A 12883-nucleotide genomic window follows, 5' to 3' on the forward strand; every position below is an offset into this window, starting at 1 on the left:
GCATTAACCATCATCATTGGTTTCGCCTTTCGCCATCCCCATCGCCGTTAGCACCTTCAGCAACTCGGATACTGCTGCGAGGACGGCTACTTTCATTTCCTTCAGCTTTTGGGTTATCTAATCGCAAAACCGCTAAAGATAGAAAGAAAGAAGTAAAAGGTTTTGCCCCTACCAGTGCAGGATACGAGGCTCGAATCTTTAGCTTTTGTGAGAAGAACTGGACAGTTAGCTTAAAACTACTGCATAGCCGGCAAAAGTTTGAGCTCCTAATTGGTAACTTCCAGCGTGGCCAATTAAAAGGGCAAGTTCCAACCTCTGCAACTTTAGTAAAGCGACGCAAGGGAGACTACTACATAAACATTAATCTAGACAACGAAACCCCATCTCCACAGTCTACAGACAAAGTTTTGGGAGTCGATTTAGATCGAGATGGTGATTGGGTACGTCCATATCCAGTTAAAGCCTGAAGCTCCAAAACCTTTAGACACAAGTAATGTAATCGGAGTAGATTTTGGCAGACGAGACATAGCTGTAACCGATACAGGAAAATCATGGTCGGGTCATGAGATTCTAGAAACTAGAGACAAATATAGTCGTGTACGAGCTTCCCTCCAAAGACGCGCATCTCAAGGCACAAGATCGACTAGACGTAGAGCTAGGCAAATCTTGCAACGGCTATCGGGACGCGAGAGAAGATATCAAGCATGGCTCAACCACAACATATCAAAAGCAATCATTACTGAAGAGCCGAAAAACTCAGTCTTTTGTAGCTATTGAAGATTTAACTGGTATTCGTGAAAGAACCAACCAAAAACCAAGAAATAGAACTGAACGTAGACGTTCTAATTCTTGGGCATTCTATCAATTAAGAACTTTTCTAGAGTACAAAGGTATTAAAGATTGAAATCACTCTAGCTGTTAACGGGTAGGGTTTGCGATGCCAGAGTGGCAGGTAGAGTAGCGTCATCTAGAGTGATTTTAATCGAGGAGCGATCGGCGATCGCGGCTGCGTTTAATTCTAATCTTGCTGTTGTCGCCGTCGCGATCGAGACGAATAAAGAAGCCGTTGCGCGTCACTTGAAAATCTGTAATGTCAGTTGGTTTTGGAGAAGCTACCAAAACTGGAGTACTAATAGACCGAGAAGGGATCGTATCTGGGGAATTTGAAGGAGTCGGTAAGTCTAACGTCCACTGAGTTGGGGATAAACCTCGAATTCTGACTTGTTGGGGGTCGAGCGTGTACCCTGTGGGCGCCAATTCAATCACTAAGCAAGTCGTTTGAGCGTCAAACTGACCGACTCGCAAGCTGCTGACAGCTCCGCCATACGCTTGTCTGATGCTAGGACGACCCAAAGTAATTCCTGGCAGGTCGATAAGTACGCGGGTGGGATCGGAGATCGGTTGTGCTTTGGGTTGGACTGCAACTCCACTATCTGTGGTAAAAATTAATCGGCTCTGATTCGTCTCAAACCGCCAAGATAGGAGTCTGCCTGCTTCTGCTGGAGAGGCACATAAGAAAAGGCTTATCAAACTCGGCATTAGCCAGTAAACTTTCACGATTGTTACTCCTCCGAAAACGGTTGCGGCTCTATCTAGATCGAATCTTTGTCCTAACTCCCAAACGCATTAACAAGAAGGGACGTATCCAGAAATGCTTAGGTTTCAAATTTAAGGGAACTAGCGACCGGGAAAAATTTTCCCAATCGCCAATTCCCATCGCTCTTGGTTATTGTTTTCGAGTCGCTTCTACAGCTTCTGTCGTTCCTTCCCCAACGGTTGGGACTGTTTCTGCGGCGCCAAATACTATCCGTAACAAAGGCGGCGCGAGAAAAGTCGTCAAGATGACCATCATAATAATGGCTGCTTCTGTTGGTTTGGAGAGAGCGCCGCTGGCCGAACCGACACCGAGGAACACCAAGCCAACTTCGCCTCTGGGAATCATGCCGATGCCAATCGCCAAGCGGTTTATTCCGGGTTGACCAAATACCGACCAGCCAGTCACCACTTTGCCGATAATCGCCACAACCATCAAAAATACAGCAAGGATTAAGCCCTCGCGATTGCTGGGAACGGTTGGATTGAGAACGCTGAGGTCGGTTTTTGCCCCCACGCAAACGAAGAAAATGGGGACGAGAATGTCTGCCACTGGAATAATTTGTTCGGCGAGTTCTTCTCGCTTTTCTGTTTCGGCAAGAACCAAACCAGCAGCAAAAGCTCCTAAAATGGCTTCTAGTTGAATGACTTGAGCGGTGTAAGACAGAATATAGGCAAAGACAAGCGAAGCTAACAACAACTGACCGCGAGTTTTCATGGTATCGACCAGTCGGATAAAAAAGGGAATCAAAAAACGCCCCAGCAAAATAGCCCCGATGAGAAAAACTCCGGCACTGATAATTAAGTAAATGACGTTGCTGATTTCGATTTCACCCGTTTTTACCAGACTGGCAACTACGGCAAGTACGATAATGCCTAAAACGTCGTCGAGAACCGCTGCACCGATAATAATTTGACCTTCTGTTGAATTGAGGCGATCGATTTCCGAGAGGACTTTAGCGGTAATGCCGATACTCGTTGCCGTGAGGGCTGCCCCAGCAAAGACAGAGGGAATAACGGGAACGTGGAATAGATAAACTAATCCTGCCGTTCCCAAGGCAAAGGGAGTTACGACTCCAACGACTGCCACCAATGCAGCTTGGGGACCAACGCGAATTAACTCTTTGAGGTCGGATTCCAAACCAATCTCAAATAAGAGAATGACTACCCCAAGTTCCGATAACAGAGAAATTACCTCGCTTTGCACGGCAAAAACAGACTGGGATCCTTCGGGAGTTAGGGCAGAGGTCGCTTGCAAAAACTGCATCAATAGCGAGTCGCCAGCATCGGCACTGCCTTCGGGAAACACCAGTAACTTCAAGGCAGAAACTCCAATCGCTACGCCGCCTACCAGTTCTCCTAAAACGGGGGGTAAGTTTAGACGCAAGCAAATTTCGCCCCCCAGTTTGCTTGTAAAGTAGATGACCGCTAAACTGAGTAACACGCCAGCGAGAACTAGGGCGCCATCTGCTGTTTCTGTTTCTGTCGCTGCTGCTAGGATGGGCAAATGAGTCCACACAGAAGAAAAAGACAAGGTTGAAGGTAGTAAGTTCATCCAAATAGTTGTATCGACTATGGGTTCGCCAGAGATTGCTTTATCTACTCTACAAGCATCTCAAAAAAATCTGACTTTCTTTGAAAGAGATTCTTTATTTGATGCGACTAAAGAAAATCGCTGCTAGGATAATCAATCCCAGTAGCGCCAAAGGAACCCAGAAGCTAGAGATTTCGATCGCCATAGGTTTTTCATCTATCGGGTTGCATTTAAATTAGCAATAATTATTTTGGGAAAATAAAATAGAAGCAAGATTTATTGAAGTTGACGGGACGATCGCTTGCCTTCTGTGCGCTATCAAGGTCATTGTTCCCGCTCTCCTTGCTATACTAAGCACTGAAACCACCGATCTCAGAGGGATTCGTTTTTAGCCAATAATGCAGCCAACCGACCCCAACAAATTTACCGAACAAGCCTGGGACGCGATCGTTAAATCTCAAGATATTGCTCGCCGCTTTAGAAATCAGACCTTAGAAGTAGAACATGTTGTTTTGGCGCTTTTAGAAAAAGAAGGACTAGCTACGCGCATTTTCGGGCGTGCTAACATCGATATCCCCCGCTTGCAGCAACAGCTAGAAGCTTTTGCCAACCGACAGGCAAAAGTTAGCGTTGTCGATCAACTCTACCTCGGTCGAGGACTCGATGTCATGTTAGATCGCGCCGAAGCTTCTAGAGAAAGTTGGCAGGATAAATATATTTCTGTCGAACACCTGTTGATGGGTTTTGCGGAGGATGAACGAATCGGACGGCGGTGCTTGCGTATTTTTAATTTAGATCCGCAAGACCTAGAAGCCAACATCAAAGCGGTTCGCGGAACGCAAAAAGTTACCGAACCCAATCAAGAAGATAAATACGAGGCCTTAGCTAAATATGGACGCGACCTCACCGAACAAGCAAAAGCGGGTAAACTAGACCCAGTAATCGGACGAGATGAAGAGATACGCAGAGTTATTCAAGTTTTATCCCGGCGATCGAAGAATAATCCTGTCTTAATTGGAGAACCCGGAGTCGGGAAAACGGCAATTGCTGAAGGATTGGCACAGCGCATTGTTAACGGCGACGTTCCCGAATCTCTGAAAAACCGCCAACTAATTTCCCTCGATATGGGGAGTTTGATCGCGGGGGCGAAATATCGGGGAGAATTTGAAGAACGCTTGCGGACGGTGTTAAGAGAAGTCACTAACTCCGACGGATGCATTATTTTATTTATCGACGAAGTTCATACTGTCGTCGGGGCAGGTTCACGGGAAGGTTCGATGGATGCGGGCAACTTGCTCAAACCCATGCTAGCGCGGGGAGAATTGCGCTGTATCGGCGCGACGACGCTAGATGAATATCGCAAGCACATTGAAAAAGATCCTGCCCTAGAACGTCGCTTTCAACAGGTTTATGTCAAGCAACCCAGCGTTGAAGATACGATCTCGATTCTGCGAGGACTCAAAGAACGCTATGAAGTTCACCACGGCGTAAAAATTACTGATTCTGCCTTAGTTGCTGCGGCTACGTTATCTCATCGTTACATCAGCGACAGGTTTTTGCCCGATAAAGCGATCGATCTCGTAGACGAAGCCGCCGCTACCCTGAAAATGGAGATTACGTCTAAACCCGTAGAACTAGAAGCGATCGATCGCCGCTTGATGCAATTGCAAATGGAAAAATTATCGCTAGAAGGAGAAGAAAAGCGTCCGGGCATGTTATTATTAGTCGATCGCGCTTCCAAAGACCGTCTAGAACGCATCCAACAGGAAATTGAAGAATTAGAAGTCAAGCAAAAGGAACTCTCTTGTCAGTGGCAATCTGAAAAGCAAATGCTTGAAGAAATTAATGCCCTCAAAGAAGAGGAAGAACAATTGCGCCTGCAAGTCGAACAAGCAGAACGGGCTTACGATCTCAACAAAGCTGCTCAACTGAAGTATGGTAAGTTAGAAGTCTTGCAGCGCGAACTGGAAGCCAAAGAAACCAAACTCATAGAAATTCAATCCGAAGGTACTGCCCTACTGCGCGAACAAGTTACCGAAGGCGATATTGCAGAAATTGTTGCCCGTTGGACGGGGATACCGATCAATCGTTTGCTAGAGTCAGAACGCCAAAAATTGCTCCAACTCGAAGGACATTTGCATCAAAGAGTCATCGGACAACAGGAAGCGGTAGCTGCCGTCGCCGCTGCCATTCGTCGCGCTAGGGCAGGCATGAAAGACCCCGGACGACCGATTGGTTCTTTTCTGTTTATGGGACCGACGGGGGTTGGAAAAACCGAACTGGCAAGGGCGCTAGCAGCATTCCTCTTCGATAGCGAAGATGCCATGGTACGGATCGATATGTCCGAATATATGGAAAAACATGCCGTCTCGCGCTTGGTTGGCGCACCTCCAGGATATATCGGTTACGAGGAGGGAGGACAGCTATCGGAAGCGGTTCGCCGCCGTCCCTATTCCGTCGTCTTGCTAGATGAGGTCGAAAAAGCCCACCCCGACGTGTTTAACATTTTGTTGCAAGTACTTGACGACGGACGCATTACTGACTCTCAAGGAAGAGTTGTCGATTTCCGCAACACCATTATCGTCATGACCAGTAACGTCGGCAGCGAGCATATTCTCAATGTTGCGGGAGACGATGCCAACTACGATAAAATGCACAAGCGGGTGACGGATGCCCTCAGAAAACATTTTCGCCCCGAATTTCTCAACCGCGTTGACGATTTGATTATTTTCCACACCCTCAAACGCGAGGAATTGCGTCAAATTGTCGTCATTCAAATTAAGCGAATCGAGCGGTTATTGGCAGAACAAAAAATTAGCCTGGAACTGACGGAAAGGGCGCTAGATTATATCGTCAATGCCGGTTACGATCCGGTTTATGGAGCGCGTCCTCTCAAACGAGCCATTCAACGAGAAATCGAAAATCCAATCGCTACTAAAATTCTAGAAATGACTTTTGGCGAAGGGGACACGATTGTTATTGATTGCGTCAATAATACTTTGAATTTCAGCAAAAAAGAGCTAATGCGGGTAGTAGAACCCGAAGTCGTCCATCCTTAAAATTTAGCCAGAAGATCGCGCCATGCGCGATCGCAAAAGCTAACCACCAATAACCGAGACGATTGCCTCATCCGCTTTAAGTGTAGCAACGCGATCGCCAACTCCATCTTTGCCCCATACAGCAACAGAATCCACAGACAAAGAAATGCCGCGATCTCTACTGGTTACTAAAACTGCCTTTGCCTTCTCTTTAGCCAGTACTATTCCCGCTAAATTATCCGTTTTGCTGGTAAACTGCATTGCCTGAGTGCCAATGTCGCCAAGTTTAGCCAGTCGCAAGAGACTGATGGGCAGGCGCTTGCCATAGCCTAGCTGGGAAACCAATAATAAATTTTCGTCTGCATCGAGCGCGACGCAACCTGCTATATTCTCTCCAAAACGAAGTCGAAGAATTTGGTTTCCTTGAGCGCCACGTCCCAGAACAGGAATTTGCTCGTCATCGATCGCAAAGCGCAATAATCGTCCGCCTGTCGTCGCGATCGCTAAATCTTGTCCTTCTCGAGCGAAACAAACGTATCTGAGGCGATCGTCTTCTTTTAATTTAATTGGCGACAGTCCTCGATTGCCCAGGTTATCTAATTCTGAAACGGGCAATCGCTTAATCTTTCCTTTTTGGGTCAAGAAAATCAAGTCGATATTCTTCTGTTGGGGAAGAAAAAAGTGAGCGACAGTTTTTTCTGCATCCCTCTGAGCGCTTTTAGGCAAGAGACCGATTAAAGTTTTTTCTCGCCCTAGTGCGGGAGGAATGTCTTTTATCTCCACTGGATAAGCTTTGCCGCTATCGGTAATTACCAGCAATTGTTCTTGTTTACCAATTGTCTGAGTCGAGATGACAAAATCGTTGCCTTTTTGGTTTAAAGATTGTCGATCGCATTCGGGAGGATGCCAATAGATGTATCCTTGCTGGGTAATTTCTAGAACCGCATCTTCTGTAGGCGTTTGGGAGAAGAGTGGAAGAAGGGGTGACGGGGTGTTCTTCTCTTCTAGTCTCCCGGTATCGTTACTTGGGGTAAGTTGGGGATTAGGGACTGGTGGATGAGCTAAGATACGAGTGCGGCGTTCGTCGCCGAATTGACGTTTGAGCGATCGCAATTCTTTTTTTAATGCTTTCATCAGTTCGTTGCGATCGCCCAGAAGAATTTGTAATCGATCGATCTGCGCCTGCAACTCGTCATATTCCGTTTGCAATTTTTGTCGCTCCAATCCCGTCAGGCGGCGCATGGGCATCGCTAAAATAGAATCCGCTTGAGCGTCACTAATGTCGAGTTGTTCGTGCAAGCTTAATTTAGCCGTCGTCCCATCGGGCGCATTTCTGAGAATTTCAACAACTGCATCCAGGTTATTGAGGGCTACCAACAGACCTGCCAGCAGGTGCAGGCGTTTTTGGGATTGTTCCAACTCGTGGGAGTATTGCCGCGTCAGGGTTTGCTCGCGGAACTTCAAAAACTCCTCTAATAGCTCGCGCAAAGATAGCTGACGGGGTTGGTTATTCACCAAGGCAAGCATAATCGCCCCAAAGTTAGTTTGGAGGGCGGTGTGCTGGTAAAGTTCTGCGAGAACGGTATTGGGGTTGGTTTCCCGTTTCAGTTCGATGACAACGCGCATGCCAGAGCGATCGCTTTCGTCTCGCAGGTCGGAAATGCCTTCTAAACGCCCCTGATTGACCAATTCGGCAACTTTTTCGATCCAAGCCGACTTATTTACCTGATAGGGCAATTCGGTCACGACGATCGCTTTTCCTTCCCTGTATCTCCGTTTGCCGATGTAGACTGTTTCTACCTTGGCTACGCCTCGAATTGGGATAATTCCCCGTCCGGTGCGATACGCTTCAATAATTCCTGCCTTGTCTACAATTTCTCCCCCAGTTGGAAAGTCGGGACCGGGAATCATTTGCCAAAGTTTCTCATCGCTCAGCTGGGGATTGTCAATCAGCGCAATTAACCCATCGACAATTTCCCCTAGATTGTGGGGAGGAATATTCGTTGCCATCCCGACTGCGATCCCAGCACAGCCGTTGAGTAATAATAGAGGGAGTTGGGCGGGTAAAACGACTGGTTCTTGTTGAGAGTTATCAAAGTTGCTCGTAAAGTCAACGATCGCCTCGCTAATATCGCTCAACATTGCCTGGTGAGCGATAGGAGCCAATCGGGTTTCGGTGTAGCGCATGGCTGCTGGCGGATCGTCGTCCACCGAGCCAAAGTTCCCGTGACCTGCCAGTAGGGGATAGCGACTGGAAAAATCCTGCACCATTCGCACGAGAGCATCGTACACCGCTTGATCTCCGTGAGGGTGATATTTTCCTAGCACGTCCCCAACCACGCGAGCGCATTTCCGGTAAGGTCGATCTGGGGTTAGTCCGAGTTCGTACATGGCGTATAAAATCCGCCGATGCACGGGTTTTAACCCATCGCGCGCGTCGGGTAATGCTCGCCCCACAATCACGCTCATGGCATATTCGAGATATGACCGTTCCATTTCCACATGAAGAGCCGTGGGTATAATTTGACCAGTCGCTAATAGATTTAGCTGTTTTGCCATGAGTTTTTCTTTCCTGAGTTCAACAAACGCCAACCGAAGGGGGTAATAGCTCCCTTCTCCTACCATAACTCCCTTAAGTAAGCGCTATGACAACCGTTTTGATTGTAGAAGACGATCCCATAAATTTCCGCGTTTTTGCCAAAATCCTTACTAAGCGCGGCGGCTTAGAGGTTAAAGGAACCGAAGATGTAGAAGAAGTGATGAGAATCGCTCGCTCCAGAGAAGCAGACGTGATTTTGATGGATGTTTCTCTAGCTCATAGCGTTTATCAAGGTAAAGCGGTAGATGGGATCGCAATTACCCAGATGTTGAAATCCAATCCTCAAACTGCTTCTTTGCCCGTCATTCTAGTAACGGCTCACGCCATGGAAGGGGATCGAGAAAATTTTCTCAAACAAAGTGGCGCTGATGGATACATCTCTAAGCCCGTTGTGGATCATCAACAGTTTATCGCTCAGATTCTAGCAGTGGCAAATAAAAATCAAAATTAGGAGTTGGGTTAGTAGTTAGTAGTTAATTGTTAATTGTCTCCCCGTCTCCCAACTCCCCCACACTCCCGGTTCTTCCCACACTCCAGAAGCTCCCCCACTCCCCCATCTCTCTGCTATTACGGTGCTGGTGCTTGTTGTCCTTCGGTTTCTGCGGGTTGAGTTTGGATGTTGGCAAGGACGGCTTGCATTTTGGGGGTAGCTAAAAAGGTTTTAGTATCGGCAATTAGACGCTCTCCCCAAAGATTTTCTTTGAGAAACTCCAAATCGGCATAGCGACCGTCGAGTGATAGCGCTTCTTCTGCTAGCTTTAAGCCTTCCTCTTGTTTGCCTTGAGCGTAGAGAGCAACGGCAACTGCCAACTTGGGTTCGGCTTGTTTGTCGTCAATTGCGATCGCGGCTTGCCATCTTTGAATCGCCCCATCTACATTGCCCTGTTCGTATTCGATCAGTCCGATATTATTGAGGGCGGGCCAAAACGTTTTTTCTTGCGCGATCGCTTTTTCATAGGACTCAATCGCCTCGGATGACTTTCCTAATTTCAAATAAGCATTGCCCAGATCGAACAAGGCGGCGGGAACGTCCGGCTTTATCTTTAAGCCTTGCTCGATCTCGGTCGCGGCTGCTGCATAATCGCCTTTTTGGAAATAGGCATTGCCCAGCGTAAACTTAATTCCTGCTTCTTCTGGGGCGAGGGAAAGAGCTTTTTGGAGAACTTTAATCCCTTCGTCTAGCTCTTGCTGTTGAACGTACAAGCTTCCCAAAATAAACCAGGTTTCATAGCGTTCTGACGCTAGTTGAGTCGCTAGTTTGGCTCTGGGCAAAGCCAGCTCGTACTGTTGAAATCGTACTAATTGTATAGCCTCTTCCGCCAGCGCCAATCCTTGCTGTTCTAATTGCTCGGCGTTGAGTTCTGGCGTATAGGGCACCAAGGCTTGTCCCATCGCGGGCAAGGTAGCGCTCCACACGCCCGCACAAGCGAGAACAGAAATTAACCAATTCAGCTTAGGCACAATATTGTCTCGAAGAATTTTTCACTCGTTCTTACCCGATCCATCTTATCGAAAAGAGGAACAAACAAAGAGAAGACATTTATCAAGCCTCAGAATTGAGTTGCTCGTACAGATTAATAATTTGCTCGGTCACTTCTTCAATACTTAACTTATCCGTGTCGATCTTAATGGCATCGATCGCCTGTTGTAGGGGAGCAATTTGCCGATGGCTGTCGAAGTAATCTCGCGCCTGGATATCTTGCTCTAATTGCTCTAGACTGATTTCTTCTCGCCCTTGTTCCTTAAAATCTTGCCAGCGTCGCTTGGCTCTCTCTTCTACTGAAGCCGTGAGAAAAATTTTCAATTCGGCATCTGGGAAAACGGCAGTCCCAATGTCCCTACCTTCAGCAACGATTCCGCCTGTTTTGCCATAGCGTTGCTGCTGTTGGACTAATGCCTGGCGAACTGAAGCCTTGGCAGCAATTTGGGATACGATCGCCGTAACTTCTGGAGTCCGAATGGTTTCGGTTACGTCTTCTCCATTAATTTTGACGCGAGTTGGATTGGGCGGCTCGGCAGGAATTAGTTCTAGGTTCGCTTGAGTCACTAATTCTGCGATCGCGCCTTCGTCGTCTAGAGAAATTCCCGATCGCATGACTAACCAAGCAACTGCCCGATACATGGCTCCCGTATCGAGATGCAGCAAATTCAAGGCTTGGGCAACGCGACGAGTGACGGTAGATTTTCCAGCCCCAGCCGGTCCGTCGATAGCGATAATGGGTCGGCGGTGTCGCAAAATGACATTATCGATTAAGCGCGTCGAACCAACATATGCTGCGATCGCAAGTAATCCGGCTTCCTCTATCTTCTCCAAACGAGTTAGGGTTTGCGGATGCACCAACTCGACATACTGAACCTTGACTTCTGGAGTCAGCGCCAATTCTTGCTTGACGATATCGATTAGCTTAAATGCCTCCCGCTCCCCGGTGCAGAAAGCTTTGCGGGCTGCTTGCAGGCTGCGATAAATAGCTTTGGACTGTTCTCGTTCGGTTTCGCTCAAATACTGATTGCGAGAACTGAGCGCTAGTCCCGACGCTTCTCTAACTGTCGGACAAGCTTTGACTTCGACAGGGATATTTAAATCCTTAACCACCCGCCGCAGAATCGCTAGCTGTTGCGCGTCTTTTTCCCCAAAATAGGCATTGTTGGGCGCAATAATGTTGAACAACTTGGTCACTATCGTTGCCACTCCCTGAAAATGCCCCGGTCTAAACTGTCCGCACAGCACCGATGTCATCTCTGGTGGTGGCACTACTGCCGTCACGGTTGACGAAGGCGATTCTTGAGATGGCGGAGTTCCCATCTCCTCAACAGTTGGAGCAAAAACAATATCTACTCCATACTGTTCGCAAACCCGACAATCTTTTTCTAGCTGACGGGGATATTTTTGTAAATCTTCACTAGATCCAAATTGCAGCGGATTGACAAAGATACTGACAACGACGATGTCGTTCTCGGCAACTGCGCGCTGGATCAAACTTGCATGGCCGAGGTGCAGCGCCCCCATTGTTGGAACTAAGCCAATCGCGCGACGGTCTCGCCGACTTGCCAGGGCAGAGCGCAATCCAGCTACCGTTTTATATAGATGCACCGCCTTTTCTCCTCATGCGAGTAGGGGTCAAACTTGGGGATACGAACCCCCAGTTTTTAGCTTACCAGTCCCTACTCATTTGGATCTCGCCCAACTACTGTCCGAGAATTTCGAGGTTGACTGGACCTACGCCGCTACGGTGGAGTCCGATTGCCCTGGCGGCAGCAGCAGATAAGTCGATCGCTCGTCCGCCCACAAAAGGACCGCGATCGTTAATGCGAACGATAACCGAGCGACCATTGTTCATGTTGGTCACTCTAACTTTCGTCCCAAATGGCAGGCTGCGGTGAGCTGCGGTTAAATCGTTTTGATTGAAGCGTTCGCCATTGGCTGTCTGCCGTCCGTGAAAGCCTGGCCCGTACCAAGATGCCATGCCTCGCATCTGCTTGACTCCCGCTTGCGCGGATGCGGTCTTACTCGGCTTGGATTTGACTTGAGTACCGTCTTTCTCTTTCACGGGAGAATCGAGAAAGATTATTACTGCGGTGGCGCGATCGCCAAGGGTGACAGCTTGCGACAAGGGTTTGATTATCTCATCTGATGCGCCCGCCTTTTCAGTTGTTTCCGAAATTCGATCGCGCTCAGTTGAATCTATATTTGAAGCTACTGCCGCAATTTGCGAATTACCTAGGAACGTAGTTGTTCCTAAGATTGTTACGAATGCCGTCGTGGTAATCTTACCCAAGAATTTCTGATTCATAAGCTCCATTTGTTCAGTAAGTTGGCAAATTAAATAAATTAAATTCATGGGAACATTTATTCATTTGCCAACGATCGCTCCTCACAAAATTTGCTTTGCATTATTTAAAGCTGATATAGATTACCATGAATTTCTCGGCAGGGATCGCCATCATTTAAATCATTTATTATGTTTTAAATTGAAACTTTAAATAAAGCTTGACAAACTAAAATTAGAAGCGGTATGTTTTGGAGTTTTGTCGATTTCGTATTACTTAAATCGTTAACAGACCTTGACATTAGTAAGAATAAGCAGCCAAAAAATTACTAAAACTATTGCCGGATAAGAC

7 protein-coding genes and 2 pseudogenes are annotated in these 12883 nt (G+C 47.4%); 3 read left to right on the forward strand and 6 right to left on the reverse strand.

Features of this window, described 5'->3' with window-relative positions:
• Window positions 1–68: 68 nt before the first annotated feature.
• Window positions 69–901, forward strand: a pseudogene (locus PLE7327_RS26615) (RNA-guided endonuclease TnpB family protein); the annotation flags it as partial.
• 77 nt (window positions 902–978) lie between these two features.
• Here the strand turns inward: PLE7327_RS26615 and PLE7327_RS13385 are convergent.
• Window positions 979–1557 carry an AMIN domain-containing protein gene (locus tag PLE7327_RS13385; RefSeq protein ID WP_015144344.1) on the reverse strand — a complete coding sequence of 193 codons (579 nt, stop codon included), beginning with the start codon at window positions 1555–1557 and terminating at the stop codon, window positions 979–981.
• A 169-nt stretch (window positions 1558–1726) separates the two neighbouring features.
• The gene (locus PLE7327_RS13390) at window positions 1727–3148 is read right to left on the reverse strand and encodes a cation:proton antiporter (RefSeq protein ID WP_015144345.1); all 1422 of its coding nucleotides are present in this window, start codon (window positions 3146–3148) and stop codon (window positions 1727–1729) included.
• Window positions 3149–3525: 377 nt separating this feature from the next.
• Here PLE7327_RS13390 and clpB point away from each other — a divergent pair, with 377 nt between their 5' ends.
• The gene (gene clpB, locus PLE7327_RS13395; protein WP_015144347.1) at window positions 3526–6186 is read left to right on the forward strand and encodes an ATP-dependent chaperone ClpB; all 2661 of its coding nucleotides are present in this window, start codon (window positions 3526–3528) and stop codon (window positions 6184–6186) included.
• A 39-nt stretch (window positions 6187–6225) separates the two neighbouring features.
• Here the strand turns inward: clpB and PLE7327_RS13400 are convergent, their stop codons facing one another.
• Entirely contained in the window at window positions 6226–8724 is a 2499-nt protein-coding gene (locus PLE7327_RS13400; RefSeq protein ID WP_041393294.1) for a DNA topoisomerase (ATP-hydrolyzing) subunit A, read from the reverse strand.
• Between the two features lie 86 nt (window positions 8725–8810).
• Here PLE7327_RS13400 and PLE7327_RS13405 point away from each other — a divergent pair, with 86 nt between their 5' ends.
• Window positions 8811–9215, forward strand: coding sequence for a response regulator (locus tag PLE7327_RS13405; RefSeq protein WP_015144349.1), 405 nt, complete (start codon window positions 8811–8813; stop codon window positions 9213–9215).
• Window positions 9216–9331: 116 nt separating this feature from the next.
• On the opposite strand, the gene PLE7327_RS13410 is transcribed toward PLE7327_RS13405, so the two are convergent.
• From PLE7327_RS13410 to PLE7327_RS26620, 3 genes and pseudogenes are all read right to left on the reverse strand, one after another.
• A complete protein-coding gene (locus PLE7327_RS13410) occupies window positions 9332–10225 on the reverse strand; it encodes a tetratricopeptide repeat protein (RefSeq protein WP_015144350.1) in 894 nt (297 codons plus the stop codon).
• Between the two features lie 82 nt (window positions 10226–10307).
• A complete protein-coding gene (locus tag PLE7327_RS13415) occupies window positions 10308–11855 on the reverse strand; it encodes a bifunctional pantoate--beta-alanine ligase/(d)CMP kinase (RefSeq protein WP_015144351.1) in 1548 nt (515 codons plus the stop codon).
• Window positions 11856–11949: 94 nt separating this feature from the next.
• A pseudogene (locus PLE7327_RS26620) lies at window positions 11950–12231 on the reverse strand (septal ring lytic transglycosylase RlpA family protein); the annotation flags it as partial.
• Window positions 12232–12883: the final 652 nt, after the last annotated feature.

This window comes from Pleurocapsa sp. PCC 7327 (genome assembly GCF_000317025.1).
GTDB lineage: Bacteria > Cyanobacteriota > Cyanobacteriia > Cyanobacteriales > Microcystaceae > Hydrococcus.